The sequence below is a fragment of the Pseudomonas sp. CFBP 13711 genome, from assembly GCF_014842265.1.
Taxonomy (GTDB): Bacteria; Pseudomonadota; Gammaproteobacteria; order Pseudomonadales; family Pseudomonadaceae; genus Aquipseudomonas.
Genome location: NZ_JACYVI010000001.1, coordinates 14,743 through 39,125 on the forward strand (window position 1 = coordinate 14,743; position 24,383 = coordinate 39,125).

Below are 24,383 nucleotides of genomic sequence, written 5' to 3' on the forward strand. Positions count from 1 at the left end.
GATACGACTGCGGTGACACGGGACGCGTCATTTACCAACGGTGAAGGGCACAAGCCTCGACTCGCCGATGCGTTCGAAGGCAGCTGGCTCCGGCACGTAGTGGGTCTGCACGGGGTTCAGAGTGGTCAGTTGCAGGTGTGAACGGGGTTGAGCCGGCTTGGCAAGGTTCGAGGATTCAGCATTGAGGGTCTGTGAAACGAAAGGCTGAGTCGCCTGCGCCAGTGCTTGCATGAATGCGGGAGCGTGGGGTTCCGGCTTCTTCTGCCTGTCCATCACAAAGGACGCGGGGTTGGCGGTCGTTTTTAGCGGGGTGGTCAGGGGTGTCGATTCCATGGGCATTTAACTCCTGTGGGTGACTACGGCGCGCGATTGAAATGCGGCGGCGAATGCTCGCCCGGAGTGGGCATGTCCATGGTTAAACAAGGAAGCTGTGGGACGTTGTGAATAGTGTTGTAGGAACCTTCCTGATTTTCCCGAGGTTGATTAAAAGAGTGTTTCCGCCTTTAGCATGCGTCGCCTCAACTTCTGGAGGAAACGCTGTGTCCGAACCATTCAATACGCCACCTGCTGCCGATTTGACGGCTTTGCCTACGAACGGCCCACCGTTTTACACCGTGTCGCTGATCAAGCTGACTTTGATGATGTTCATCACGTGCGGGTTGTACGGGCTCTACTGGTATTACAAAAATTGGTCGCGGTACAAAGCCTATTCGGCGAAACCGATCTGGCCGGCTATGCGCACGCTTTTCTGTTTTTTCTACTTTCCCTCACTGTTCAGCAAGGTAAATGCCGCGCTTAAAGAGACGGGTCGAGGCGGTATCCCTTACTGGGGCGTCTACGTAGCAGGGATCTACCTTCTTATGTTTACCCCTTCGATTGTCACTGGGTACGCATCGGGTTGGGGTAGCAGCCCATCCGCAGCGCTCGGGCTCATCCCGACCATAGGGGTCTACACCATTACGGGGCTGGGCCAGTTCTTGATTACCCTGAGGGTGCAATCGTTCATCAACCGGTTGGACGGCAAGTCTGGGGAAAGTCGCAGGATCCGCTTCACGTTTGGGGACGTGGTCTGGACGGTGATAGGCATCTGTTATTGGGCGCTTTTAATGCTGATCTATGGTTGGTTGAGTCCAGCAAGCATGTAATAAAAAGGCCTCAATCGAGGCCTTTTCAGTAAATCAGCGAATCCGCTCTGCCAGCGTCTCCGCCCCACGCTCCCTCACCCAGAACAACGTCGCTCCCGCCACCGCCGCCGGCATCATCAGGATGTTGACCACCGGTATCAGCAGCACCAGATACACAATCCCGCCGAAGCTCATGCTCTGCCAACGCTTGGCGCGCAGCCAGTCGAGCATGTCTTGCCAGCTCATTTTGTGATTGTCGGCGGGGTAGTCGATGTACTGGATGGCCATCATCCACACGCCGAATATCAGCCACAGCGGCGCAGCGACGAGGTTTACCACAGGGATCCACGAAAGGATGAATAGCCCGATGGCGCGGGGCAGGAAGTAGCCCAGTTTGCGTATTTCCCGGCTCAGGGTGCGTGGGACCATTTCGACCAGCTCGCCCCAACTGAATGCGGGGAAATCGTCCGTCCCGCGCAGGACCACCTCCACTTTCTCGGCGAGAAAGCCGTTGAACGGCGCGGCGATGATGTTGGCGATCATGGTGAAGGTGAAAAATACCATCAGCGCGACAAGCACTACGAACAGGGGCCACAGGATGTAATTGAGAAAGCCGAGCCAGCTGGGCAGGGTCGGCATGAAGGAGTCGACCCACAGCCTGAATTCGTGGCCGGCGAAGTAGATCATGGCGCTGAACAGCACCAGATTGATCACCAGCGGCAGCAGGACGAACAGGCGCAGACCGGGGCTCAGGACCAGTTTCAGGCCTTCGCGCAAGTATTGCGGGCCGGACAGGGCGGGTGCAGGCATGTGTGCCTCCAGGCAGTGATATCGCGCCGACCATACCGGCTTTGCTGCAGGGGCGGAAGCGCAGCAGCAGGGGCGACACTCTCTGAAACAATCGTGTAGCGGTGAAGTCTATGCAGGACTGCGATCGCGAAACGGAAGATGCACATAGCGCGGGCCTATGAGCTGGATTGTGAAACGATATTTCCTTAATCTTCTCCGCCCCGATAAGCTTGCGGGCAACTTTCACCGTTGCTGTGCCCCAAGTGGCAGCTTCATGTTTTCAGGATCGGCGGGCGCCACCCTTGCGGCGTAGGCCTCGTCAGTCCCAATCCTCTCAACCGGTACGCCGGTTCAGACCCAGTGACTCCGACCACGCGTAACGATGGCCGGTCAATAGGAGTGTGTCATGTCTGATGTACGTCATTCGCGAGTGATTATTCTCGGCTCCGGCCCTGCCGGTTACAGCGCTGCAGTCTATGCCGCGCGCGCCAACCTCAAGCCGTTGCTGATCACCGGGATGCAGGCGGGTGGTCAGTTGACCACCACCACCGAAGTCGACAACTGGCCGGGCGACCCCCATGGCCTGACCGGCCCTGCATTGATGGAGCGTATGCGCGAACACGCCGAGCGTTTCGAGACCGAGATTGTGTTTGATCACATCAATGCAGTGGATCTGGCGGGCAAGCCGTTCAGCCTGAAAGGCGACAACGCCACTTACACCTGCGACGCGCTGATCATCGCCACTGGCGCCAGCGCCCGTTACCTGGGTCTGCCGTCCGAAGAAGCGTTCATGGGCAAGGGTGTTTCGGCCTGTGCGACCTGCGACGGTTTCTTCTATCGCAACAAGCCGGTCGCAGTGATCGGCGGCGGCAACACCGCTGTCGAGGAAGCGCTGTATCTGGCCAACATCGCCAGCAAGGTCACCCTGGTTCACCGCCGCGATACCTTCCGCGCCGAGAAGATCCTGATCGACAAGCTGCATGCGCGTGTTGCCGAGGGCAAGATCGAGCTCAAACTCAACGCGACCCTGGACGAAGTCCTGGGCGACAACATGGGCGTGACCGGGGCGCGCTTGAAGAACAACGACGGCAGCTATTCCGAAGTGACCGTCGACGGCGTTTTCATCGCCATCGGCCACACGCCGAATACCAGCCTGTTTGACGGTCAGTTGGCGTTGAAAGACGGTTACATGGTCGTTCAAGGCGGTCGCGAAGGTAATGCGACGGCCACTAGTGTTGACGGTGTTTTCGCCGCCGGCGACGTGGCGGATCACGTGTACCGTCAGGCCATCACCTCGGCTGGCGCTGGCTGCATGGCTGCACTCGACGTCGAGCGCTACCTGGATGGTCTGGCGAACGTTTCGTTCTGACCTGATCTCCAGCTGCAAAAAAACCGGCTCACTGAGCCGGTTTTTTTATGTCCGTCAACTTCGCTCAATGACTCAAGCGCCCACTCAGGCCTTGGGCATGAGCGGCTCGGCGGAAAACTTAACGCCCGCCAGACCGTTCGCGATCAGCGCCCGAATGTTGCCGTGGTCAGAGCCTTCCGGCGTCTCCAGCACTGAGCGGTAGTGCTCGCCAAAAGCCAGCAGCGCTTCTTCGTCGCTCAGGCCTTCCAGCAGCGCCAGGCCGAGGGTCTTGCACGAACCTTCGTTCTGGCCAGCGGCGTTTTCCACCGGGCCGTTGCTGAACGCCTGAGGCTGATAGTCGTAGTGTGCGGCGATGAAGGCCAGCGTGTCGGCGAACAGATGATTGCCGCTGGCGAGGCTGGCGCGCAGGGCGCTCAGGTCAGTCATGCTTGGGTTCCTTGGCAAACGCGGCTTGCTGCTCGGCGCTGGCTTCTTTCTGGTACGTGGATTTCCACTCGCTGTACGGCATGCCGTAAACCACTTCGCGGGCGTCATCGAGGGTGATGTCGATGTGCTTCTCGTCGGCCTCGGCCTTGTACCACTTGGACAGACAGTTGCGACAGAAACCGGCGAGGTTCATCAGGTCGATGTTCTGCACGTCCTTGCGGCTGTCCAGGTGTGCAACCAGACGGCGGAAAGCGGCGGCTTCGAGTTCAAGACGTTGTTGCTCGGTCATGGTGTGCTCTGTCGATATTAAAGATGGGCGGATGATAAGAGTGGCGGCCAGGCCGGGCAAGCGTGCGTCTGCAACGGCAAGCCCAGTGGATCAGCGTGCCGCCGCCAGGGTGATCGACACCGATTCGGCGAAACGCAGCGCGTGGGGTTTGTCGACTTCGACTTCGGCGTATTGCACCGCTTCATGGGTCATCACCAGGTCGAGCACTTCCTGCGTCAGGCGCTCGAGCAGGGCAAAGCGGTTGCTTTCCACGTGCTGGATGATCGCCTTTGTGATGGTCCGGTAGTTCAGCGCGTGATCGATGTCGTTGTCGCGCACCGCTTCCTGTGCCGCGTACAGGATCGTCAGGTTGATCAGCACGTCCTGCTTGTTGAGGATTTCGGCTTCGTTGATGCCGATAAACGTACGCAGGCACAGGTCTTTGACCCTTATGCGTGCGGTACCGGGTTCGAGTCTTGCCATGGACTACTTGCTCCGTCCGATCAATTGCAGAAATTCCATGCGGGTCGTGGTCGATTCGCGGAAGGCGCCGAGCATCACCGAGGTGTTCATGGTCGAGTTCTGCTTTTCAACGCCGCGCATCATCATGCACATGTGTTGAGCCTCGATCACCACGGCCACGCCTGCGGCCTTGGTCACGTCCTGAATCGCATCGGCGATCTGCCGCGTCAGGCTTTCCTGAATCTGCAGCCGCCGCGCGTACATGTCGACGATGCGCGCGATCTTCGACAGACCCAGGACTTTTCCGGTAGGAATGTAAGCCACGTGAGCCTTGCCGATGAAAGGCAGCAGGTGATGCTCGCACAGCGAGTACAGCTCGATGTCCTTGACGATCACCATCTCGTCGCTCTCGGACGCAAACAGCGCGCCGTTGACGATCTCTTCCAGCGTCTGCTCGTAGCCATGACACAGGTATTGCATTGCCTTGGCGGCGCGCTTGGGCGTATCCAGCAGGCCTTCGCGTTCAGGATCTTCACCCAGGCCGACGAGGATTTCACGGTAATGCTGTGGCAGTGACAGGGTCATCAATGGTTCCTCGGGGCGGCTTACTTGACGTGCCGTCCGCCGTTTACGGTCAGAGTGGTGCCGGTGACGTAGGGGTTATCCAGCAGATAGCGCAGGCTCTGGTAAATCACCTCGGCGCCGGGTTCGATCCCCAGCGCCGATTTTTCCAGTGTGCGTGCACGGTATGCCGCGTCGTCGTCGGGTTGAAACATCAGCATGGCCGGGGCGATGCCATTGACCTTGATATGAGGTGCAAACCTGGCGGCGAAGGACAGGGTCAGGTTTTCCAGGCCTGCCTTGCTGGCGCTGTAAGCGATGTGCTTGCTGCTGCCCTTGCGCGTGACGTCGTCGCTGATGTGAATAATGTCGGCCGGCTCCGAGCGCCGCAACAACTCGGCGCAGTGCAGATTGATGAGGTAGGGCGCCAGCATGTGCACACTGAACATTTGCATGAACACACCCGCTTCGTCCCCTGGCGTCTCGGCCAGCCAGTCTGACGCGTTGTGCACGATAGCCCTCAGGCTGTCGGTCTGCTCCCGGAGTCGGGCGACGAAATCCAGGATGCTCGTCTCCGAAGAAAAATCAGCTTGAAGCACCACAGCGCCCAGCGCCTTTAAATGCTGCACGCCCGGCCGCTCGCTGCGGTAAGTGATAATCACAGGCTGGCCTTCCGCCAACAGACGCTCGGCGCAATACAGGCCGACACGCTGGCTGGCACCGGTGATCAATACAGGGGCGGGGAAGCGGGCCATGGTCTTCACGCATTCATCAACGGGGAGGGAGGTCTGGCGAATCGGTGCTGAATGACGAACAGTGGGTGCTCGCATTGCGCCATCGAAAACGACCGTCGGGCAAAGTTACCCCAACGGTCGATACTTGTACAAGCGCGGAAAAATGTACATGTTTTTGATAGGCGCTTCGCTGTGACATTTCATCGCGGGTGGGTGTGAGCGCCCCTGATCAGCGCCCTTCGCCGGAAGCTAGCGCGTGGAGGCGGGCTCGGTCGAGCCGACCGGTGCAGGCGTGTTGCTGTGCAGCCACCCCGCCAACAGATGGGTCGACAGCGGGATGAACCAGAACACCATCAATGGCGTGAGGATCAAGGTGCTGATCATGATGCGCGGGAACAGCTCCAGCTGACCGAGCAGCGGCCCCAGCGCGAAGTTGAAGATCAGCGACACCGGAAAGAATGCCAGCCAGATGGCAACGGCCTGCTTCCAGCGCGGCGGGCGCTGACCCACGGCGCCAAACCAGCCGTCGATGCCGCTCACCCGGTGCACGGAATTTTTGGCAAACAGACCACTGCCGCGCACCAGCCAGGAGCGTCGGGAGGCAGAATGCTCCCAGGCGTGCATGGTGGCTTCATCGGCGAAGCGGAAAATAATCTGGAATTCATCATCCCCGGGCGGCGGAGCGAGCACGCCTGACCCTAGATAGCCGGGGAAGTCTGTAGCGAGTTGTTCGCCTTCATGCAGCCAGGCAATCAGTTCCTGATAGCGGCCATGGGCGACGCGACGGGCAACCATCAGCGTGACGGGTGAGGTAGACATTGTGTATCTCCGATAAACAAGTGAGGTTCCCGGGTAGGGAAATCACATGACGCGGCGCCGGGGTGGTGGCGATGCGTCAGCTTCACTGGAAAAAGCAAGCAAGGATTATTCCTGAAACCTGCGATAAAGCCAGAGGTGTTTGTCGGAAGGGGAGAGCTGTCGCGAAGGATCGCCGGATCAGGCAATCCTAGAGGTGCATCGAGGGGTGAATCTTGCGGTGTTCCTGAAGAATGTACTGACGCAGGCGCTCGGTGTCTTTCTTGCTGTTCTGGCTCAATCGATAAGCAGCCAACCCATGCTGGGTCAAGCGTTCGAAAGTGCCGCGCAGCGCGATAGGCACATAGCCCTCCGGACTGAACCAGGCAGCGAAAGATTTTGGCGGCTTGGTCTGTTTGCGCATTTCCAGCAGGATGCCTTTGAAGGAAACCTCATGCACCCAAAGCGCGGTGGGCGAGCCCCTTTGCGTTTCCAGAGGCATCGGCTCGGGCAGTATCAGGCGCCATGGGCGAATGCGCGGGCCTTCTTCAAAGATGCTCGGCGCACCCAGCTCCAGATGCAGCGCATGAAATTCGTCCTCCACCAGATGCAGTGGGAAGGTCATTTGCTGATTATCGAATTGAGCCTGAATCGTGACTTGCTCATGAGCGGCGAGGCGAGTCAGCAGATCCTGAATCTGCACACCGCCGTTAACCACCAGACTGCTGGATTTGTCGCGCACATTCAGCGTGGGGTTGTGCTGCATGTTCTGGATAAACTCCAGTTCATCAGGCGTGAGGATGTTGTCGCGCTGCATGGTCAAGCTCGATTAACCGGTTATTGAGAGAGCAGACAGATGGTTCGCGTTTAGGTTGCGACCGTTCGTCAGTTGCCAGATGTTACCCCTTCAAGATTTCATTCTCCAGCCGAGCTTGCGCCCGTTCGGCATTTAACTCGACTCCTTTCCGTCGGGCGTATGGCCAGTGGGTCTTATGAACTGGAGTGCCAATTTGAAGGTAGTACAGAAGCACAGATAGGACAGGAAATTTCCAGCATCGTTGAAAGTCATTTGGATCAACGGCGCGCTGATCACTAGGCTTGCCGTCTGGCTTCGCAAGGTCGGCAGTTCAAGACATGCCGCCGCGCTGAGGCATAATGCCGCACAATTTTTACCGGTCACAGGATTAACCCATGAAAGTCGCGATTATTGCGGGCTCGGTATATGGCTCGGCTGAAGAGGTCGCCCGCCACGCCCAACAGATCATCAAGGATGCAGGGTACGAGGTGCTGTTCAACCCACGCGCCACCCTGGCCGATTTGCAAACCTTTGGGCCGCAGGCTCTGCTGGCAGTGACCTCGACCACGGGGATGGGCGAGCTGCCGGACAACCTTCAGCCGCTCTACCACCAAATCCGCGACGTGCTGCCTGCTGCATGGCGTGGGCTGCCCGGTGGTGTGATCGCCTTGGGCGATGCGAGTTACGGCGACACGTTTTGTGCGGGCGGCGAGTTGATGCGCGAGCTGTTTGGCGAGCTTGGGATCCGCGAGGTGCAGGAAATGCTGCGACTGGATGCCAGCGAAACCGTGACGCCGGAAAGCGACGCCGAGCCCTGGCTGGCAGCGTTCATCGGGCAGTTGAATAGCTGAGTGGCGCGCTGACTGCGACCCGTCCCGATCAAGGCATGACCAGCCATCCCCCAACATTATTGATCACCATTCAGCGGGTATTGTGTTGATTGTGACCCGGCAGCGAGTCGTTGACACTCGATGACTGTTTCGCCCGCTATTGCCGCTGCTGACGCCTGATTAGTTAAGGACAGCGGTGGCAAAGTCGGCATCATCATTGGGAGAGCAGCATGAGTGAGTCCGTACGTTTTGAAGACAAAGTGGTAATCGTCACCGGTGCGGGCGGCGGATTGGGGCGAGCTCACGCGCTGCTGTTCGCGCAACATGGCGCGCGCGTGATCGTCAACGACCTCGGCGGTTCGGCCCATGGCGAAGGTGCCAATGCTTCAGCGGCGGATCGAGTGGTCGCGGAAATCCGTGAAGCGGGCGGCGAGGCGGTTGCCAATCATGATTCGGTCACCGACGGCGACAAGATCGTCCAGAACGCCCTCGATGCCTTCGGCCGCGTCGACGTTGTGGTTAACAACGCCGGCATCCTGCGCGACAAAAGCTTCGCCAAAATGGAAGATGCCGACTGGGATCTGGTTTACCGCGTGCATGTTGAAGGGGCCTACAAAGTCACCCGCGCGGCCTGGCCCCACCTGCGGGACCAGAATTACGGCCGCATCATTTTCACCTCGTCCACTTCCGGCATTTACGGCAACTTCGGTCAGGCCAACTACGGCATGGCCAAGCTCGGCCTGTACGGGCTGACGCGCACGCTCGCGGTCGAAGGGCGCAAAAACAATATCCTGGTCAACGCCATCGCGCCCACCGGTGGCACGCGCATGACGGAAGGCTTGATCCCCGCCAGTGTGTTCGATCTGCTCAAGCCCGAGTTGGTCAGCCCACTGGTGGTGTACCTGGGCAGCGAGCAGTGCCACGACAGCGCCGGCCTGTATGAAGTGGGCGGCGGCTGGATCGGCAAAGTCCGTTGGGAGCGCAGCCTGGGCGCCGGCTTCGACCCACATGCAGGCTTTTCACCGGAAGACGTCGCGGCGCAGTGGCAAACGATCAGTGACTTTAGCGATGCGGTGTATCCGGCTGACAACGTCGAAGCGCTCAAGGAAATGATGGCCAATCTGCAGAAATTTGCCTGATCGTACTTTGATCGATAAGCGGCCAGTTCGAGTGATCGACTGGCCGTTTTTGTAGGAGCGTTATTTGTCGCGATGTAGGAACGGTCTCTGAATGAGGCAATGATTCCGTCTTCACTTTTTCAGCCTAAACCCCGCCACGAGTCGCCCGACATGCCTGAGGATCAACCGATTTTCAGGAGGTTTTATGATTGGCAATTTGAGCAAAGTGCAGGAGCGGCTGAGGGTCTACAGCGCTGTCCCGGACAAACAATTTAACGTGCGCTCCGGCCTTAATCCTCAAGAGGAGGCGGTAAAGCAGAAGGTGCGTCAGTACTGGGCGGACAAGAGCATTCCTGATGTTAAAAAGCTGGAGGGCTTGAACATCAATCTGGCTGGATTTGATCCTCGTAAGACCAGTAACAGGCAACTGATGGACATCGGCGTTCTACTGGCCGAGCAAGGAATTATCGATGGAGACCTTATTGGCTCTATGTCTAGCATCAATGTCAAGTTCGATGCGCTAGGAAACGAGATTAATATGGATGAGGTGGTCAATGCGTATGAGTTCTTCACCCAGCAATTCGATCGACTGCAGGATTCTATCAAGCAAGGCAATGAAATGGCGAAGGGCGCCGTGGTGGATCTGAACACCGCCGTTTCTGTGCTGATGGCACTGGAGGAACATGCAAAGCGTCCTCGCGAGCGCTCATTGGTGAATATTCGCGCCTGAGGTATATGAGTGCGCAGCCAGGGGCACAACCGATGTGCCCCCCGGCCTTCAGCTGTTACATGGGGACCACGAAACTTCCTGAGTAACGCGTCGGCACAGGACTTTGTACGTTATCGAGTACCAGTCGGAATGTGCCAGCACCGAACAAGCCTGATGGATCGTACGTTTTACCAGTCACCGAAGACCAACTTCCCCCTTGAAGCTGTTTAGGAATGTCGCTAGAAACGCTGTGGGATCTTTCTGAGCTTTGTTTTTGAGCGGAAGGATGGACCATCGCAAGCATGAAAGGCATCCGGAAAGTGTCCTGAGTCCAAAGCAAAAAAAAGCCGCTGCAATCGCAGCGGCCAAATAAGACGTTGAATCCAGGAGCTTCAAAACACAACGTCGGTGACGACGGTCGAGCGCATCCTCAAGCCATTCAAGGGCCAGTGGGCTGCTCAGAGGCCGCGAAGGTTAAGGGGTTTGTTGAAACCGAAACAGCGTGCTTTGTGACAAGCAGTTTTACAGCCACAGCAACAGTAGGACCTCGCAACGGGGTCGCAGGAAACGCTCTTTTTTCCTGCTTCATGGGTCGGCTGGTCTCGCCCATCGCTATCAATAGTTATCCCATCGATCTGCGACTCAGCGGTTTAGATGACAGCTCTTTCGGATTGCCCACGTATTTCACACTTTGGCTGGATGCCTTTGTGGCGCGGGCGGTCATCTTGGAGCTGTAGAGATGTCTGATCACTTTTTCAAAAATCATCCCCATCAGAAAGCGGGTTCGCTGCTCGATCACGCCAATAACGAAGGCGAGCTGTCTGCGTTGCTGATTGCGCATTTGCGCGAAGCCCCGACCGTACGTCTGGCCGCCAGGCAGATGCTGACGCAAGCACTGGGTCGCGTGACACGATTTCCCAACCCTGACGCGGTGTTCATTCACAGAAACAATCCTGGAGGATCCGATCCGGCACCGCTCTCGCTGACCGAGACTCTGTTGCGTGCGTTCATCGGAGACACCGCTCACCTTGATCATCAACAAGCGGTGTTGTCGACGCGAAGAGACTCCGCTCACGCTGCATATGGACTGCCAGGCCTGGACATCGGCGCAATCAGAGACATGTTGCCTGATCTGCTGAAAAGGCTGCCCGGCTTTTTCAAGTTCACTTTCGATCATTACTGGGCTGTGGACGAGCAAACTTTCACCCGAATCCCCTGTGAGGACGCCGTCCGTGGCACACGCGGTGAAGTCTTCGAGACTTTGCAGTCGTGGGTGCTTAGCCACGCCATCGCTTTGACCGTCGGCACCCGAGAGCTCGACACTCAAGAAAAGAACCGCCTGCTGAGCGTTGTCGATTCCCCCGACTGCAAGGGCCGTTATGCGCTGTCATTGCGCACATCGGACGGCGCAGTGCTGCCATTGATCGGGGTCTACGTAGCGACTGCCAAAGACGTCGATGTCATGCCGCTGGTTTCCGATGGCCCTGATGCCGCCGTCTATCTGTTCAGTCCCTATGGCGGGGTGGAGGAGTTCGCAACGCTCGACGCGATGGAAGCTGAGTTCAAGCAGCGCCTGATTCAGAACGACTCACGCGATCTGCTGCTGGGTTATCTCTCGCTCGAACATCAAATTCTGCTTGCCGACCATTCGGCGGTTGCTGTGCACCTCGACTATTCGCTGATGAAAGAAAAACCGGCGGCCCGCTACGTCGCCAGCCTTCGCGAAAAACAGCTGAAAGACTTCGACTACTTGCGTGCCCAGGCGCCGTTGAGCAGTGGCGACCCGGATGCCCTGTTGCAGATGTTCGACGACGTGAGCCGTCTGGACGATCTGGAGCAGGCCCTGAATGTTCGCTATCTGGGCCTGCTGGCATTCGTGCATGAGCGGCGTCTGCCGGAATGGCTGCGGTTCGCCGCGCCGACAGATCGTCAGCGCTACGACGCGCTCGCAGAGGAGCAGTCGGTTTGTGAAGCTCGAATGCATACCCAGTTGGCTGGCATCGAGACACCCGAAGTCTTCGCGCGGGAAGAAATCGCGGCCTATTTGATCGAGCGTCTGGGTTACACCCTTGACCCGTCCACAGTGACGATCCATCTGCCCGATGAAATGCAGTTCGCCGACGCGCCGCTGAAGACTGTTTACACCAACACTCTCTTGGGATTCGCACTCGACGGTATGCCAGACACAGACCTCAATCTGGGCCCGAGTATCGAGGTCGATCCCGCTTACTCTCACTTACGCCTGAATTTCGATTTCGTGTGCCGATTGGTGCGAGAGCTCAATTTGAAGCAGCGTTACGGGAGCGAAGTAGAACGTCGGTACCGCGACCAAAGCACCTTGGATGCCATGAGCGCGTTGCGCGCCAGCAACATCGCGTTGAGTGCCTGGGCAGCGAAACTGCAAGGGCATATTTCGGATCGTGGTCTCGCCTTGATCGAGCAAGTGCAGTCGAACCTTGCCGGCAGCCCTTCGATAAAGGTTGGCGCCCTTTACCTCAAAGGCGGCAATCGGCGATTGGAAGATGTGGTCGTCATCAGTGAGATCAACGGAGATGACGAGTTTTATGTGCTGTACGCACCGGGTCAGCCAAATGGTCGCGAGATATTCGACTTCGACACCTGGCGCAAGCTGTCCCTTGAAGTCGGCAGTTGGACGGGTAACGCGCGCGGTGCGCAGTACCTGCTCGATCAGACCGTCGTCAATCCAGACCAGCACGTCGTGCCGTACATCGAAAGCATCCGGCTGAAGCCTTCGCAGTGGTCTAGCGACAGCGTCCAGTTAGTCGCCGTCAACGCCGCCTCTTTCAACGACGCGCTGTCGAGCTTGAGCCATTACAAGGTCGAGCAAATGCTGGCCCGCAATCAGATTGTCTCCAGTGGGCGGCTGCAGCACGTCACCGAGCAACACCGGATGGCGCAGGTGGTGCTGGCCCATCGGGTTGCAGCATTGAACAAAGCCTACGATGAGTTCGGAATCACGCCTTGGCGCGAAGCTGCCCGCCGCGAATGCGAGCGTTTGATCGACAGGCATCTCAAGGCGTCCGGGGTGCCGGGACGTATCGACCCGGACACTGTGTTTTTCGACGTCGAGGACAACGCTAGCGAGAGTGAACCGGATTTTGGTCGCTACACCACGCTCAGATGCCTGACGGACCTGTTCATGGTCGGGTACTCGGAAGAGGAATACGACTTTGATCCCGATGCCGCCGTGTATTCGTCGATTGGCCAGGATGTCTCCGCGCTCTCGGGTGACTTCGTAGACGAGATGATCCGCAGTTCCAACTATGCCGATGAGTACATCAAAAAACTGCGCCAGCACACGTGGGACCTCACCAATTCCCCGCCGGCCAGAGTGCGCGCCTTGTTCGCGCGCAAAACCCACTGTGAACTGCGGCGTGACGCGTTGATTGAGTACGCCGCAGGCCGGCTTGACGCTGATCAGTACAACTGGCTTGTGCGGATGGTCACGGGTCTCGACAGCAGTATCGTCGGGAACAACATTCAGGCGCCGGGGACACTTCATCTGCTGATCATGGCGTACAAATCCTTTGCCAATATCTACGTTTTCAAGCCGGATGAAGCCAACGCTCGCCTGGGAACGCTGGTCTACACACCGGGTGCGCCCGATGGCTATTTGTTCCGCCAGGAGGATGACGTTGTTCGCTCTGTGTCCCGCCCCGGCATGAGCCGTTATTACTATGATCAGGTCTATTACGGCGCTCAGCGCATCATCGGAACGTTGATGCAAAAGCTTGAGATGTCGCCCGTCGTCGACGGCAAGCCCTATAAGGTTTCTCAGTCGGCGCCGGTGACACTACAGGGCTTGCATGGGATTGCGGTGCAGCACTTGATCGTGGATATCGACACCCAGACCGAGAGTGTCAATGAGCGAAGGTTGCTCAATACGTATACCTTCGTCCGTAAATACGGCGGCCAGCTGGCTGGCTTGAACCCGATGACGAAGCTGGTCTGGACGGCGATTCACGCTGGCGTTGATCTCTTCCGCGGAATCCGTGCGTATCAGGATGGCGACCGTGCGCGCGCCAGGGGCTACTTCATGAAGGCTGCATTCGGAGCGTTCAAAACGGCCAAACAGGTCCGCAAGATCCGCAAGGCCGAGAAACTGAAGCGCTTGGGCAAGGCGGCAAAACCATCGTCGGGCAGTGTGCCGCGGTTCCGATAATCAGTGCAGCGCGCCCATTCCGGGCAGCTGAACCAACCGTTGAGTGAGCCGCACCCGTTGGACCGGGTCCTCGCTCAACATCAACGCATGCTCCAGGTCGAAACGCTCGGCCTGCGGGCACTCCAGATGCTGGTACAGGGTGGCACGAGCGAGGTAATCGCTGGTGTTGGCCTGGCCCAGCTCCATCACACGAGTCGCGTCCTTGAGTGCGGCGAGCAAGTCGTCGTTTAGCTGATGCAGGTACCGCAGGTTTCGCGACAGCCGCTGCAGCATTGCCGCTGGCGTTGCGGTTTTCATGTGCTCGGCCTTGAGCTGCATGTCTGCACCGAACTGGCGCAGCAGCAACTCACGACAGTCTTTTGGGTAAAGCCTGCGCCCGCCACAAGGGTCCAGCGTATGGTCGGCACCGGGCACACGCAGCAGAAAGTGACCGGGGAAGTTAACACCCTCGAGCGGGATTTCCAGCCGTTTGGCTATTTCCAGCGCAATCAACGCCAGCCCCAGCGGTTGACCGCGACGACGTTCAAGCACTTTGTGAATCAGGGCAGCCTGGGGTTTGGGCTGGGCAGCATCGTCCTGCTGAAATCCCAGCGTCGCCAGTTGCCGCAGCAATGGCTGGGCAAGCTCCGCAGCCGGCAATAAAGGAAGGGCTGCGCTGACACTACGTTCCAGCGCGGTGAGCTGGTCGCGGATAACCTGGAAATCAACCTGGCCGTCCTCCCTGGCGATCCACGCAGCGGCTTCGAACGTGGACGGCGGATTGCGTCCTAGACAGGCAATGCATTGCTGGCGCGGATTCATCGACCTCTCCGGCAGGATATGACGGCTAAGAAGAGTTAACGGATGGCTCTGTTTTATCCCTGGCTGCCGCCTTCGTCCAGCATTGATTCATCGGGCACGTTGAATGGCAGTCCGTCGTCCGGATCCCCACGGGTCGGCCTTCTTTTTTTCAACCAGCGCCTATACTCGCCAGTACGAAAAAGGGGAGCAGTGCCCATGTTCGCTCTCATGCAAAGCTCACGCGTGCAATCACTGCACATGATGGTTGAACCCCTCACCGGCCTGAAGGCGGTGATTGCGATCCACAGCAGCCGCAAAGGCCCGGCGATGGGGGGCTGTCGCTACCTCTCCTATCCAAACGAAGAGAGCGCCATCGAGGATGCCATTCAGCTGGCAAGGAACATGAGTTACAAAGCTGTGCTTGCCGGGTTGTCACTGGGTGGGGGAACGGCGGTGATCATGCGTCCGGCCCATGTGCCTGATCGAGCTGCCTTGTTCGAGGCGTTCGGGCGGTTCGTGCAGACCCTCGACGGCCGTTACGTCACGGCCATGGACAGCGGCACTTCCAGAGAGGACATGGACTGCATTGCCCAATTCACCCCGCACGTCACCAGCACCACGGCGGTCGGCGATCCGTCTGCGCACACCGCGCTAGGGTTGTACGCCGGGATTCGGACCACGGCCATGGCAAGACTGGGCAGCGACAATCTGGAAGGTTTGCGCGTGGCGATTCAGGGATTGGGGCATGTGGGTTACGCGCTCGCCGAGCAACTGCATGCCGCGGGCGCTGAGTTGTTGGTAGCTGATCTGGACAGCGGCAAGGTGCAGCTCGCCATGGAGCAATTGGGCGCCAAGCCGATTGCCAGCGAAGCACTCCTCAGTACGCCTTGCGACATTCTTGCGCCGTGCGGGCTGGGCGGCGTACTCAACAGCCACAGTGTGACCAAGTTGCGTTGCGCTGCAGTGGCGGGCGGCGCCAATAACCAGCTGAGCTGCGCCGCCATTGCCGACCAACTGGAAGCCCGCGGCATTCTGTATGCCCCGGATTACGTGATCAATTCCGGCGGTTTGATCTATGTCGCGCTGCATCATCAGGGGCAAAGCCCGGGGACCATCACTGCGCATCTGTCCCAGATAGGCACGCGGCTGACCGAAGTGTTCGCCCATGCGCAAGCTGAAAAGCGCTCACCCGCGCGCGTCGCAGATGAGCTGGCAGAGCGGCTGCTGGACATGGACTGAATCGCTTTCGTGTCAAACCTGCATTCAACTTTCTGAAGCGGAAGCCGTTGGCATGATTACTCTTCCGGCTCCGCCGCGGGTGCCAACTCGTTGAGGGCCAGGGCATTGCTCTTGAACGCGGCAGCGAAGACGGCGCGGTTTTTTGCCATGAAAATACTGGCGTCTTCGGCGTGTTTTTCGGAGAGGCCGGCGACGTTCTTCATCAGCACATCGGTGAGCAGTTCGGCCAGTTCCAGCATCTGATCATGGGCATCGGCGAGTTTGCGGTCCACGAACGTAGTCTCCAAATCACGGGTACTGCGGTAAAGGGTTTCAACAGCCATTGTTGGCCTCGTCGTCATTTCCAGAGTTGTAAGGGATCAGCCCGGGCGCTCAACGCTTCGGCCGACGGATGATGCAAAGACAGCGTACTCCGTCTTTTTACTGTTTATTTATACAGTACGCAGCATAGGTGAATCGCCGCAGCTTGGGTAGGGGGTGCGCGCTCACTTTTTTCGCCATGCGCGGCCTTGCGACATCTGGTCACGTTCTCAACCTTAGCCGATGGCCCTATTAATGCTTGCCCTTGGACATCCCGCGCACGAGCAAACCGTCATGCGCGCGCAGCATTATCCGGTCCGGGTCACTCAAGGAAGTACATCGTGAACATCAATGCGGCTTTAGCCCTGCGTCGACAGATCCACCGCTGCGCTGAATCGCAGCGCTCGTTATGAACAGTTTTGGTTGGGTCAGGGGAGGTGAGGGATGGGTGGTGTGAAATGGGCAGATCGGATGCGGGCCAAGCTGCATGGCGGCGCCAACAGCCTGGGTAATTTGGCCGTTGAAGCGTTTCACTATCTGGCGCTGTTCGGCATTGGCGCAGTGACCGCTTACGCCGCGATTAAAGCCTTCATCGGCATGCTCGGGCAGGAGTTCATCGCCGTAGATGATATTTTGCTGTTGTTCATCTACCTCGAATTGGGCGCGATGGTCGGGATTTATTTCAAGACCAACCACATGCCCCTGCGGTTCTTGCTGTACATCGGGGTGACCGCTTTGATTCGCTTGTTGATCAGCGACGTGTCACATCACAAAGCGCCTGATCTGGGGATTATCTACGTCTGTGGCGGCGTGCTGTTGCTGGCGTTCTCGATTCTGGTCGTCAGGTATTCCTCGTCGAGGTATCCGTCGGTGCAGGAGAAAGTGGAGTAGGGATGGGTGAGTCCTTATTGTTTAGGACTCATCTATCGATTGCCTGGCATAGGTCTTGGCTTTTGGTATGTATGCGTTTAGCGGCCAACGCCGAGGACTGGGGACAGGGGCGTGGCGACGGCGTTTCCCATCCATACGCATTACCAGACGGGCTGGGATTACTTCCTGGCCTTTTTCATGATTTCTTCAATCATCTTGAGCGTATCCGAGCCGCGACCTTCGATAAGTTCGACTTAAAATTGCTGTAAGCTTCAGAAAGATCGCGATATTTTCGGAGGTTTGATTCATCCATAATTCGATGGCCTGGTATGTCTCGTGCTTCGACTTGGCTAGTGATCTCACCTCGTTCGGCGGCCGATATTAAATGCTCCATGTGTTGGTACAAAGCGAGTGCTGCAGTTTCTTTTGCTTTATGCAGTTCCAGTTGGTTTCGCAACTCGATAGCGGCTTTTCTTAACGCTTGAATATCCATACTCGCTCCCGATTACCCATTTCGCCAGTGCTTTGCTGCAGGCTACTTTAGCTGATCAGGCACAACCTAATGCTCCCTCCCTCTTGTTCTCGTGGTATCGCCCAAATGCTGCGTTTGATGCGGTCTTGTTTACGAAAAATCCAGCGCGTCCTGATGAGCACCGCTTGCGATTACCAAACAGTTCTGCGGTGACCTATCCACTAGCAGACCCATAAAAAATGCCCCGTCTCAGCGGGGCATTTTTGCGTGCGGCAGTTCGTTAATTCACCCACACCCCAACATGGTAATGCCAGCCATCGCCTCGGCTTTCCCAGTACGGATGTTGATAGCGATAGCCCGGCCGTACCGCTTCCCAGTGGCCGTGCTCGGCGACGTAGCGGTTGCCGTTCCAGCGCCAGTAGCCGCGGGACCAGATGTAGCCCGGGCGCGGGGCCGGTTCTTCTTCGATGACGCGCACGGGCGGCGCTTGCGGGGCGACGACTTCGACATACTCGGCGCGGGGTGCGGGTCGGTCGACCACTCGACGTTCGTGTACCACTCTTTCTTCCACGCACCCGGTCGCCAGGGCCAGCGCGCCAATCAGCGCTATGTATCGTAGAGACATATCGTCACCTCAGACTTGTCCAGACTCTGCTGCTCGCCGTTCAGTTGTGTAACGGGGCAGCCGGCTTGCTACAGGTTTGTTGTAACAGGTGCTTTCTGTCTGGGGGCTGAATCGGCGGGACTTAGAGGGGAATCGGCGATCATTGGCGGGGGCAGGGCGCATCAACAATGATGCCCAGAAGAGGCTGCGCTGGAGAGGTGACAGAGATCACCTCACTCCATGCGCATCGAACAATCAGATGCCGGCAGTCAGCTGCGGACGGCTAAGGAAGCTGGTTCGGGTGGGCGGCGGCGAGAGTTGCTTGAGGTCGCCGTCGGTCATGGCTGCCAGGATCTTGATGGCGCTGTGACCCTGTTCGATGGCGATACCGAACTGGATGCTCTCGATCAAACGACGCAGGCGCTTGGGCGAGTTGCGTTGCTCCGCGCTGAGCAGGCGTTTGGCGACCACACCTGACTCATTCGACAACGTCAGCATGATGGTCCCGTCGAGACCCTGAATACTCAGGTTGACCCGGTAGTCGGGGTGGAAGGCGTCAGTGATCAGTTGAAAAGGGTTATCCATGGCCTGTTACCTGTTAACGATCTGCATAAGTTGACTGGGGGTGAATCCTTTTAGTTCTCGAAGCCGATCAACGGTTAATGATTCCTGCCTTGGCCGCTCTCGCTGAAGTCGCGGTGATATCCATCAGTGGTCCGTTGAAACGTCGTCTCATTGAGCGAGTCACTGCGCGCGGAGCTATTGAGCATGCGGCGTGCAGGTGAGGTGTAAGCTCGACGATACAAAGCTTGCAGGGTTTGGGCCACAAGGGACGAAAGGTTTAAATGCGCCTAACAGGTGGACCGCGGGCCGCTGAATCGAGAAGCAGGTCATGGTTTATGCGTCCATTTTGTACTGGCTAACTGCTTGGATAATTCCCACTCGGCACCATTTGCGCGCCTCATGCGTTCTTTGTGTGCGAAAGGTTGGCCAGTGAAGTCGCCGCGTGTTTAGCGCAGCTCACAAGGCGAACGTTCGGCGCTTAACGAACGCGCAAAAAGAAGGGGCGGGCCCTTTCCAGGCCCGCCCCTCATTCAGCAGTTCAGTGTCTCAAGGCTGCTGCATCAGCCGTGCAATGCTTCATCCTTCTCGAGAAATTCTTCTTCGAGCAACGCGTCAGCACTGACCGGCTCGTCATCCAGATCGCTTTCAATCACCGGCGCCGCGCCGCGTTTGTTGCCGCGCAGTTTTCCGAAAAGATGTTCCAGGGCGTGGTCCAGTTTGACCGCTGCGCCATCCACGGCCTGATCAATCGAATCGGCCTTGTGGGTAACGGAAATGGGTTGGTGTCCTTTTGGCCGGGCTTCCATCTGGCAACGGATGTCGTGGGGGCCGGGCTTATCGCCGTTTTCGTCGTTGATGTGGACCTCAACGCGGGTCAGATCCTCTTCGTATCGTTCGAGCGTAGTTTCAACCGTGGTTCGTACCCACTCCTCCAGACGGACGCTGTTTTCGATGTGGTTATCGCTGTTGACCTGGATTTGCATAGTTCTTCCCTTACTTTGGCTTGCTCGGGAGAGTCTGGACGAGGTGTTTTTCGTCTGCCCTCATTCACAGTGTTGGCGCCGATCCACGAACAATTCAACCCCTTGGAACCGAGAATATATTTCGCGGACGCGGGAACTCGACCGGCAAGTCCATTTTTACTGGGCTGCGCCTTTTCAGGGTCTGGTTTCAGGCGCTGCAGATTTGTTGCGAGATTCGTCGGACATCTTTTGCGCATGAGAATATTTATCATTAATATCGCGCCTCGCATCCTCTCACCCAGTGCCTGACCATGATCGATCAGCCTCCGTCCTTGAACTCAGCGCGTCAGGACCTCGACCACGAGGCCCCGAAAGCTGCACGCGCGCGGTTTCTGGAGGTGTTTCTGTCACAGCGCCCGCAAATGGAGGCGCTGGTCAGCCGAAGGGTGGGTTGCCGGGCGACGGCGGCGGACCTGGTGCAGGACCTGTTTCTCAGGTTCTGGCGGCGTCCGCTGGTGCAGGTCGAGGAACTCAACACCTACCTGATGCGCTGCGCTGGCAATATCGCCATTGATCATCTGCGCAATGAAAGCACTCGCGCTCGGCTCAGCGACGAGTTGCTGCCTGACGCGCATCGGCCCGAGACTGACGAACCCCAGGCGGCGCTGGAGGCGAGCAATGATCTGCGCCACATCGAAGCGGCGTTGCGCGGATTGCCGGAGAAAACCCGGCAGATCTTCCTGCTCAATCGTATCCATGGGCGCAAGTACGCCGAGATCGCCAAGGCCATGGGCCTTTCGCAGAGTGCCGTGGAGAAACACATGATGCGCGCCTTGCAGGCCTGCAAGGCGAGCGTTAATGAGGACGCCGCGCGGGTTGTGCCCATTGGTGGGAAATCCGGGGGCTTACGTCGATGAACGCCGTTTCTGATCAAAATGCCGATCCGCACACCATGGCGCTGAGCTGGCTCAGTGTGTTGCACAACCAACCGACGGTCGCCGATCAGGCGTGTTTTAGCCGCTGGCTGCACGCCGACCCCGCCCATGCCGAGGCATACGCTCAGGCCCAGGTGCTGTGGGAACTCAGTGAAGAGCCTGCCGCCACCCTGGCCGAAGAGGACGCCGCCGCGCTCGACGCCTTGTTGCGGAAAATGGACGCGCCCACGCTGCAACGGCTCCCGCGCTGGGGAGCGGCGCTGGCGGTGGCGGCGTGTCTGGTGCTGATGGTGAGCGTCGGGATGAGCTGGAATCCGCAGCGCTGGGCAGAGGATCTGAGCGCCGATTATGTGTCCGCACCGGGGCAGGTCCGGACCGTGGCGCTGGCCGACGGCTCGCAGGTGACGATGGACGCTGACAGCGCGATCGCCGTGCATTTCGATGCGGGTGAGCGGCACGTCGAGTTGCGCCGTGGCGCCGCATTCTTTCAGGTCACCCATACCGGCCAGCCGTTTGTAGTCGATGGCGGACGCGGGGAAACCCGGGTGCTGGGCACGCAGTTCGAAGTGCGGTTGCAGCCCGTCGGGGCGCAAGTCACCGTGCTGTCGGGACGCGTTGGCGTAAAGGCGGCCTCCGATGCGCCGCAGCAGATTTTGACGGCCGGTCAGCGGGTCACTTATGACCGCGAACGCACCAGTGATCCGCAGCCTGTCGACAGCGAAAGCCAGTTGGCCTGGCGTCAGGGCTGGCTCAATTATTCCCGCACGCCGCTCGCCGATGTCATCAGCGACCTGAACCGCTATTACCCGGGGCGAATCATGTTGCTCAACGATCAGCTGGCCGCGAAGACCGTCAGCGGCAGCTTTCCCAGCCGCGATCCGCAGGCCGTGCTGGCGGCGTTGAAGTCCGTCATTGGCTTTGAGCAGTACGAAGCGCTCGGGCGCGTGATCGTGATCCGTTGATCACAGGCGAGCTGTTGCGGTGTAGCGCATTCATACGGGGTTGATCGATGTGAGAAGTGGGTATGTCGTTTGGGTTGTAGCGGTCTGGAGCGCGTGCGCTCAGGCAGCCGTGCCGGCCTACGACTTTTCGATCCCGGCCAAACCGCTGCCCCAGGCGCTGAGGGATTTCAGTCGGGTGACAGGGCGGGGCGTGATTTACACCCAGGAAACGCCCTACGCCGTGGATGCCCCGGCGGTGAACGGCTCGTTCAGTGCGGAGCAGGCGTTAGGCGTGCTGTTGAGCACGTCTGGCCTCACCTTCCGCCGTGCCACCGACGACACCTTCACGCTGCAATCCCGACCCGCCGAGGGCACGGTCACCCTTGGCGCGACGCAGATCGATTCCACACGCAGCGGTGCCTACAGCTATCAGCCGCCTGCTGTGACATCGGTGATGCGCAGCGCAACCCCGCGACTGGAAAACCCCCAGGCGGTGAGCGTCGTTCCGGCGCAGGTGTTGAGCGATCAGGCGCCGCGCAACCTCGATGACGCGCTGGCAAACGTAAGCGGCGTGACCCAGGGCAATACCCTCGGCAGCACCCAGGACACGCTGATGAAGCGCGGTTTTGGCGACAATCGCGACGGTTCGATCATGCGCGACGGCATGCCGGTGGTGCAGGGCCGCAACCTTAATGCCACGGCCGAACGCGTCGAAGTTCTCAAGGGTCCGGCATCGCTGTTGTATGGGATTCAGGACCCGGGCGGGGTCATCAATGTGGTCAGCAAGCGCCCGCAGTTGCAGTCGGCCAACGCCCTCACAGCTCGGGGATCAAGCTACGGCGCAGGCAAAAACGGCAGCGGCGGAACACTTGATAGCACCGGCGCCATTGATGGCGTTGAAGGGGCGTCAACCGGTCTGGCCTACCGCTTGATCGTTGACCACGAAGACGAAGATTACTGGCGCAATTACGGCGTGCACCGTGAGTCGCTGGTGGCGCCATCGCTGGCCTGGTATGGCGATGGCACCGAAGTGCTGGCGTCCTACGAGCACCGGGAATTTCTCTCGCCGTTTGATCGCGGAACGGCCATCGATCCGCGCACCAACCGTCCATTGAACATCCCAGCGACCCGGCGTCTGGACGAGCCATTCAACAACATGGAGGGGCGCTCGGACCTGTATCGATTCGAGGTCGACCAGACCTTCGACGACAACTGGAAGGGCCACCTCGGCTACAGCTACAACCGCGAGACCTACGACGCCAGCCAGGTGCGCGTGACCGCCGTCGATCCGGCAACCGGGACGCTGACCCGCTCCATCGACGGCACCGGGAGCGCCCTGAGCACCGATCGCTTCACCACCCTCACCTTGAGCGGCGACACCTCGCTGGCCGGCATGCGGCACGAGCTGCTGATCGGCGTCGATGACGAATACCGCAAGATTGCGCGCGGTGAGTTAATTCGCCAGAAAAGCCTAAGCACGTTCAGCTATTTGAATCCGGTGTATGGCCAGGAAGCGGAGGGTACTCAGGTCAGTGCGGCGGACAGCCATCAGCTCGACATTTTGCGCACTGACTCGGTGTTTGCTCAGGATTCCGTGCACCTCACCGATCGCTGGATTTTCGTCACGGGCGCGCGTTATCAAGTGTTCGATCAGCAGGCAGGCAAAGGCTCGCCGTTCATGCGCAACACCGATTTGAACGGGCAAAAGTGGATTCCGCGAGCGGGGCTTGTCTACCGCTACAGCGACGAGCTGTCGTTCTATGGCAGCTACACCGAAGCGTTCAAGCCCAACTCCAGCACCGCCACGCTGGCGGGCGGCACCGTGCTGGATTCGGCGACGCCGCCCGAAGAATCGAAAGCGTGGGAGATGGGTGCCAAGTGGGATTCGTCCGATGGCATCAGTGCGACGCTGGCGCTGTTCGACATCAGAAAGCGCAACGTGCTGGTGGCGAATTTTGACTCACTGACCGCAGACACGGTGTACACGACGGCGGGCCAGGTGCGCTCGCGGGGTCTGGAACTGGACGTGAGTGGGCAGCTGTCAGAACGCTGGAGCCTGATTGGCGGCTATGCCTTCACTGATGCCTGGGTGGTTGAGGACCCGACATTGAAAGGCAACCGCTTGCAGAACGTGCCCCGGCACAGCGGGTCGGTCTCGGCGGTGTACGACTTTGGCGCGGTGATGGGAGCGGACCGTTTGCGAGCGGGCTTGGGCGGCCATTACGTCGGCGAACGCCCGGGCAATCCGGACAATGATTTTGATCTGCCCGGCTACACCGTCGCCGATGCCTTCGCGACCTACGAAACCCGTCTGGACGGGCAGAAAGTGAAGTTTAAGCTGAACGTGAAGAACCTGTTTGATCGCACCTATTACAGTTCGGCGGTGAGCCGTTATTTCGTGTCGCTGGGGGACTCGCGGCAAGTGGTGATGGCGACGACGCTGGAGTTCTGAAGGTCTTCCCTTTCCGAGGCGAAGTCCTGGCGATTTACGCAAACCCTGTAGGAGTGAGCTTGCTCGCGAAGGCTGTGGTCCGGCCAATAAGCGGTCGGCG

General features: G+C 58.7%; 27 protein-coding genes. 11 read left to right on the top strand and 16 right to left on the bottom strand.

Going from position 1 to position 24,383, the window contains the following annotated elements; genetic code table 11:
• Window positions 1–27: 27 nt before the first annotated feature.
• Window positions 28–333, bottom strand: coding sequence for a hypothetical protein (locus IFT47_RS00070; protein WP_192171870.1), 306 nt, complete (start codon window positions 331–333; stop codon window positions 28–30).
• A 206-nt stretch (window positions 334–539) separates the two neighbouring features.
• Here IFT47_RS00070 and IFT47_RS00075 point away from each other — a divergent pair, with 206 nt between their 5' ends.
• The gene (locus IFT47_RS00075) at window positions 540–1,145 is read left to right on the top strand and encodes a hypothetical protein (RefSeq protein WP_192171869.1); all 606 of its coding nucleotides are present in this window, start codon (window positions 540–542) and stop codon (window positions 1,143–1,145) included.
• 33 nt (window positions 1,146–1,178) lie between these two features.
• Here IFT47_RS00075 and cysZ read toward each other — a convergent pair whose 3' ends face one another.
• The gene (cysZ, locus tag IFT47_RS00080; RefSeq protein WP_192171868.1) at window positions 1,179–1,934 is read right to left on the bottom strand and encodes a sulfate transporter CysZ; all 756 of its coding nucleotides are present in this window, start codon (window positions 1,932–1,934) and stop codon (window positions 1,179–1,181) included.
• A gap of 385 nt (window positions 1,935–2,319) precedes the next feature.
• On the opposite strand from cysZ, the gene trxB reads away from it, so the two are divergent.
• On the top strand, window positions 2,320–3,282 hold the full coding sequence (trxB, locus tag IFT47_RS00085; RefSeq protein WP_133771976.1) for a thioredoxin-disulfide reductase: 963 nt from the start codon (window positions 2,320–2,322) through the stop codon (window positions 3,280–3,282).
• Between the two features lie 84 nt (window positions 3,283–3,366).
• Here trxB and IFT47_RS00090 read toward each other — a convergent pair whose 3' ends face one another.
• From IFT47_RS00090 to IFT47_RS00120, 7 genes are all read right to left on the bottom strand, one after another.
• Window positions 3,367–3,708: a HopJ type III effector protein gene (locus IFT47_RS00090; protein ID WP_192171867.1), complete on the bottom strand. Its 342-nt coding sequence runs from the start codon at window positions 3,706–3,708 to the stop codon at window positions 3,367–3,369.
• Window positions 3,701–3,997, bottom strand: coding sequence for a DUF1244 domain-containing protein (locus IFT47_RS00095; RefSeq protein WP_192171866.1), 297 nt, complete (start codon window positions 3,995–3,997; stop codon window positions 3,701–3,703). Before IFT47_RS00095 ends, IFT47_RS00090 begins: the two co-directional genes overlap by 8 nt.
• A gap of 90 nt (window positions 3,998–4,087) precedes the next feature.
• Window positions 4,088–4,459 (bottom strand): dihydroneopterin triphosphate 2'-epimerase, encoded by a 372-nt coding sequence (gene folX / locus IFT47_RS00100; RefSeq protein WP_065991860.1) that lies wholly within the window; start codon window positions 4,457–4,459, stop codon window positions 4,088–4,090.
• Between the two features lie 3 nt (window positions 4,460–4,462).
• The gene (gene folE / locus IFT47_RS00105; protein WP_192171865.1) at window positions 4,463–5,023 is read right to left on the bottom strand and encodes a GTP cyclohydrolase I FolE; all 561 of its coding nucleotides are present in this window, start codon (window positions 5,021–5,023) and stop codon (window positions 4,463–4,465) included.
• Between the two features lie 20 nt (window positions 5,024–5,043).
• Entirely contained in the window at window positions 5,044–5,754 is a 711-nt protein-coding gene (folM, locus tag IFT47_RS00110) for a dihydromonapterin reductase (RefSeq protein ID WP_192171864.1), read from the bottom strand.
• A 228-nt stretch (window positions 5,755–5,982) separates the two neighbouring features.
• Window positions 5,983–6,552: an antibiotic biosynthesis monooxygenase gene (locus IFT47_RS00115; protein WP_192171863.1), complete on the bottom strand. Its 570-nt coding sequence runs from the start codon at window positions 6,550–6,552 to the stop codon at window positions 5,983–5,985.
• Between the two features lie 187 nt (window positions 6,553–6,739).
• The gene (locus IFT47_RS00120) at window positions 6,740–7,345 is read right to left on the bottom strand and encodes a hypothetical protein (protein ID WP_192171862.1); all 606 of its coding nucleotides are present in this window, start codon (window positions 7,343–7,345) and stop codon (window positions 6,740–6,742) included.
• A gap of 374 nt (window positions 7,346–7,719) precedes the next feature.
• Here IFT47_RS00120 and IFT47_RS00125 point away from each other — a divergent pair, with 374 nt between their 5' ends.
• From IFT47_RS00125 to IFT47_RS00135, 3 genes are all read left to right on the top strand, one after another.
• Window positions 7,720–8,175, top strand: a complete 456-nt coding sequence (locus IFT47_RS00125) for a flavodoxin (protein ID WP_192171861.1) — start codon at window positions 7,720–7,722, stop codon at window positions 8,173–8,175.
• 209 nt (window positions 8,176–8,384) lie between these two features.
• Window positions 8,385–9,293 (top strand): SDR family oxidoreductase, encoded by a 909-nt coding sequence (locus IFT47_RS00130; RefSeq protein ID WP_192171860.1) that lies wholly within the window; start codon window positions 8,385–8,387, stop codon window positions 9,291–9,293.
• A gap of 184 nt (window positions 9,294–9,477) precedes the next feature.
• Entirely contained in the window at window positions 9,478–10,002 is a 525-nt protein-coding gene (locus IFT47_RS00135; RefSeq protein WP_192171859.1) for a hypothetical protein, read from the top strand.
• Between the two features lie 601 nt (window positions 10,003–10,603).
• On the opposite strand, the gene IFT47_RS00140 is transcribed toward IFT47_RS00135, so the two are convergent.
• Complete coding sequence (locus IFT47_RS00140; RefSeq protein ID WP_192171858.1) at window positions 10,604–10,873, bottom strand: hypothetical protein; 270 nt, start codon at window positions 10,871–10,873, stop codon at window positions 10,604–10,606.
• Here IFT47_RS00140 and IFT47_RS00145 point away from each other — a divergent pair.
• Complete coding sequence (locus tag IFT47_RS00145) at window positions 10,862–14,164, top strand: dermonecrotic toxin domain-containing protein (protein ID WP_192171857.1); 3,303 nt, start codon at window positions 10,862–10,864, stop codon at window positions 14,162–14,164. The two genes, IFT47_RS00140 and IFT47_RS00145, sit on opposite strands and share 12 nt — an antisense overlap.
• Here the strand turns inward: IFT47_RS00145 and IFT47_RS00150 are convergent, their stop codons facing one another.
• Window positions 14,165–14,965, bottom strand: a complete 801-nt coding sequence (locus IFT47_RS00150; protein ID WP_192171856.1) for a SirB1 family protein — start codon at window positions 14,963–14,965, stop codon at window positions 14,165–14,167. It abuts the gene before it with no gap.
• Between the two features lie 195 nt (window positions 14,966–15,160).
• On the opposite strand from IFT47_RS00150, the gene IFT47_RS00155 reads away from it, so the two are divergent.
• Window positions 15,161–16,183: a Glu/Leu/Phe/Val dehydrogenase family protein gene (locus tag IFT47_RS00155; protein ID WP_192171855.1), complete on the top strand. Its 1,023-nt coding sequence runs from the start codon at window positions 15,161–15,163 to the stop codon at window positions 16,181–16,183.
• Between the two features lie 56 nt (window positions 16,184–16,239).
• Here the strand turns inward: IFT47_RS00155 and IFT47_RS00160 are convergent, their stop codons facing one another.
• On the bottom strand, window positions 16,240–16,506 hold the full coding sequence (locus tag IFT47_RS00160) for a YebG family protein (protein WP_192171854.1): 267 nt from the start codon (window positions 16,504–16,506) through the stop codon (window positions 16,240–16,242).
• 421 nt (window positions 16,507–16,927) lie between these two features.
• Between IFT47_RS00160 and IFT47_RS00165 the strand changes: the two genes are divergently transcribed.
• Window positions 16,928–17,374, top strand: coding sequence for a phosphate-starvation-inducible protein PsiE (locus tag IFT47_RS00165; protein WP_192171853.1), 447 nt, complete (start codon window positions 16,928–16,930; stop codon window positions 17,372–17,374).
• 190 nt (window positions 17,375–17,564) lie between these two features.
• On the opposite strand, the gene IFT47_RS00170 is transcribed toward IFT47_RS00165, so the two are convergent.
• The 4 genes from IFT47_RS00170 to IFT47_RS00185 all read right to left on the bottom strand — a co-directional run bounded on the left by IFT47_RS00170 (window position 17,565) and on the right by IFT47_RS00185 (window position 19,976).
• Window positions 17,565–17,846, bottom strand: coding sequence for a hypothetical protein (locus tag IFT47_RS00170; protein WP_192171852.1), 282 nt, complete (start codon window positions 17,844–17,846; stop codon window positions 17,565–17,567).
• 259 nt (window positions 17,847–18,105) lie between these two features.
• Window positions 18,106–18,450: a YXWGXW repeat-containing protein gene (locus IFT47_RS00175; protein WP_122535300.1), complete on the bottom strand. Its 345-nt coding sequence runs from the start codon at window positions 18,448–18,450 to the stop codon at window positions 18,106–18,108.
• 234 nt (window positions 18,451–18,684) lie between these two features.
• Entirely contained in the window at window positions 18,685–19,014 is a 330-nt protein-coding gene (locus tag IFT47_RS00180) for a DUF3509 domain-containing protein (RefSeq protein ID WP_192171851.1), read from the bottom strand.
• A 539-nt stretch (window positions 19,015–19,553) separates the two neighbouring features.
• The gene (locus IFT47_RS00185; protein WP_065991892.1) at window positions 19,554–19,976 is read right to left on the bottom strand and encodes an HPF/RaiA family ribosome-associated protein; all 423 of its coding nucleotides are present in this window, start codon (window positions 19,974–19,976) and stop codon (window positions 19,554–19,556) included.
• 290 nt (window positions 19,977–20,266) lie between these two features.
• On the opposite strand from IFT47_RS00185, the gene IFT47_RS00190 reads away from it, so the two are divergent.
• The 3 genes from IFT47_RS00190 to IFT47_RS00200 all read left to right on the top strand — a co-directional run bounded on the left by IFT47_RS00190 (window position 20,267) and on the right by IFT47_RS00200 (window position 24,283).
• The gene (locus IFT47_RS00190; RefSeq protein WP_192171850.1) at window positions 20,267–20,872 is read left to right on the top strand and encodes an RNA polymerase sigma factor; all 606 of its coding nucleotides are present in this window, start codon (window positions 20,267–20,269) and stop codon (window positions 20,870–20,872) included.
• Entirely contained in the window at window positions 20,869–21,852 is a 984-nt protein-coding gene (locus IFT47_RS00195; RefSeq protein ID WP_192171849.1) for a FecR family protein, read from the top strand. The genes IFT47_RS00190 and IFT47_RS00195 overlap by 4 nt, the downstream gene beginning before the upstream one ends.
• 109 nt (window positions 21,853–21,961) lie before the next feature.
• Window positions 21,962–24,283 (top strand): TonB-dependent siderophore receptor, encoded by a 2,322-nt coding sequence (locus IFT47_RS00200; RefSeq protein WP_342345356.1) that lies wholly within the window; start codon window positions 21,962–21,964, stop codon window positions 24,281–24,283.
• Window positions 24,284–24,383 lie beyond the last annotated feature (100 nt).

Bases quoted from the DNA above. Each gene is read 5' to 3' on its own strand.
- IFT47_RS00190 (WP_192171850.1), top strand. From the start codon at position 20,267: ATGATCGATCAGCCTCCGTCCTTGAACTCAGCGCGTCAGGACCTCGAC.
- IFT47_RS00180 (WP_192171851.1), bottom strand. From the start codon at position 19,014: ATGGATAACCCTTTTCAACTGATCACTGACGCCTTCCACCCCGACTAC.
- folE (WP_192171865.1), bottom strand. From the start codon at position 5,023: ATGACCCTGTCACTGCCACAGCATTACCGTGAAATCCTCGTCGGCCTG.
- IFT47_RS00170 (WP_192171852.1), bottom strand. From the start codon at position 17,846: ATGGATATTCAAGCGTTAAGAAAAGCCGCTATCGAGTTGCGAAACCAA.
- IFT47_RS00185 (WP_065991892.1), bottom strand. From the start codon at position 19,976: ATGCAAATCCAGGTCAACAGCGATAACCACATCGAAAACAGCGTCCGT.
- cysZ (WP_192171868.1), bottom strand. From the start codon at position 1,934: ATGCCTGCACCCGCCCTGTCCGGCCCGCAATACTTGCGCGAAGGCCTG.
- IFT47_RS00130 (WP_192171860.1), top strand. From the start codon at position 8,385: ATGAGTGAGTCCGTACGTTTTGAAGACAAAGTGGTAATCGTCACCGGT.
- IFT47_RS00175 (WP_122535300.1), bottom strand. From the start codon at position 18,450: ATGTCTCTACGATACATAGCGCTGATTGGCGCGCTGGCCCTGGCGACC.
- IFT47_RS00135 (WP_192171859.1), top strand. From the start codon at position 9,478: ATGATTGGCAATTTGAGCAAAGTGCAGGAGCGGCTGAGGGTCTACAGC.
- IFT47_RS00160 (WP_192171854.1), bottom strand. From the start codon at position 16,506: ATGGCTGTTGAAACCCTTTACCGCAGTACCCGTGATTTGGAGACTACG.
- IFT47_RS00165 (WP_192171853.1), top strand. From the start codon at position 16,928: ATGGGTGGTGTGAAATGGGCAGATCGGATGCGGGCCAAGCTGCATGGC.
- IFT47_RS00115 (WP_192171863.1), bottom strand. From the start codon at position 6,552: ATGTCTACCTCACCCGTCACGCTGATGGTTGCCCGTCGCGTCGCCCAT.
- IFT47_RS00150 (WP_192171856.1), bottom strand. From the start codon at position 14,965: ATGAATCCGCGCCAGCAATGCATTGCCTGTCTAGGACGCAATCCGCCG.
- IFT47_RS00195 (WP_192171849.1), top strand. From the start codon at position 20,869: ATGAACGCCGTTTCTGATCAAAATGCCGATCCGCACACCATGGCGCTG.
- trxB (WP_133771976.1), top strand. From the start codon at position 2,320: ATGTCTGATGTACGTCATTCGCGAGTGATTATTCTCGGCTCCGGCCCT.
- IFT47_RS00070 (WP_192171870.1), bottom strand. From the start codon at position 333: ATGGAATCGACACCCCTGACCACCCCGCTAAAAACGACCGCCAACCCC.
- IFT47_RS00095 (WP_192171866.1), bottom strand. From the start codon at position 3,997: ATGACCGAGCAACAACGTCTTGAACTCGAAGCCGCCGCTTTCCGCCGT.
- IFT47_RS00125 (WP_192171861.1), top strand. From the start codon at position 7,720: ATGAAAGTCGCGATTATTGCGGGCTCGGTATATGGCTCGGCTGAAGAG.
- IFT47_RS00145 (WP_192171857.1), top strand. From the start codon at position 10,862: ATGCTGACGCAAGCACTGGGTCGCGTGACACGATTTCCCAACCCTGAC.
- folX (WP_065991860.1), bottom strand. From the start codon at position 4,459: ATGGCAAGACTCGAACCCGGTACCGCACGCATAAGGGTCAAAGACCTG.
- IFT47_RS00090 (WP_192171867.1), bottom strand. From the start codon at position 3,708: ATGACTGACCTGAGCGCCCTGCGCGCCAGCCTCGCCAGCGGCAATCAT.
- IFT47_RS00120 (WP_192171862.1), bottom strand. From the start codon at position 7,345: ATGCAGCGCGACAACATCCTCACGCCTGATGAACTGGAGTTTATCCAG.
- IFT47_RS00155 (WP_192171855.1), top strand. From the start codon at position 15,161: ATGTTCGCTCTCATGCAAAGCTCACGCGTGCAATCACTGCACATGATG.
- folM (WP_192171864.1), bottom strand. From the start codon at position 5,754: ATGGCCCGCTTCCCCGCCCCTGTATTGATCACCGGTGCCAGCCAGCGT.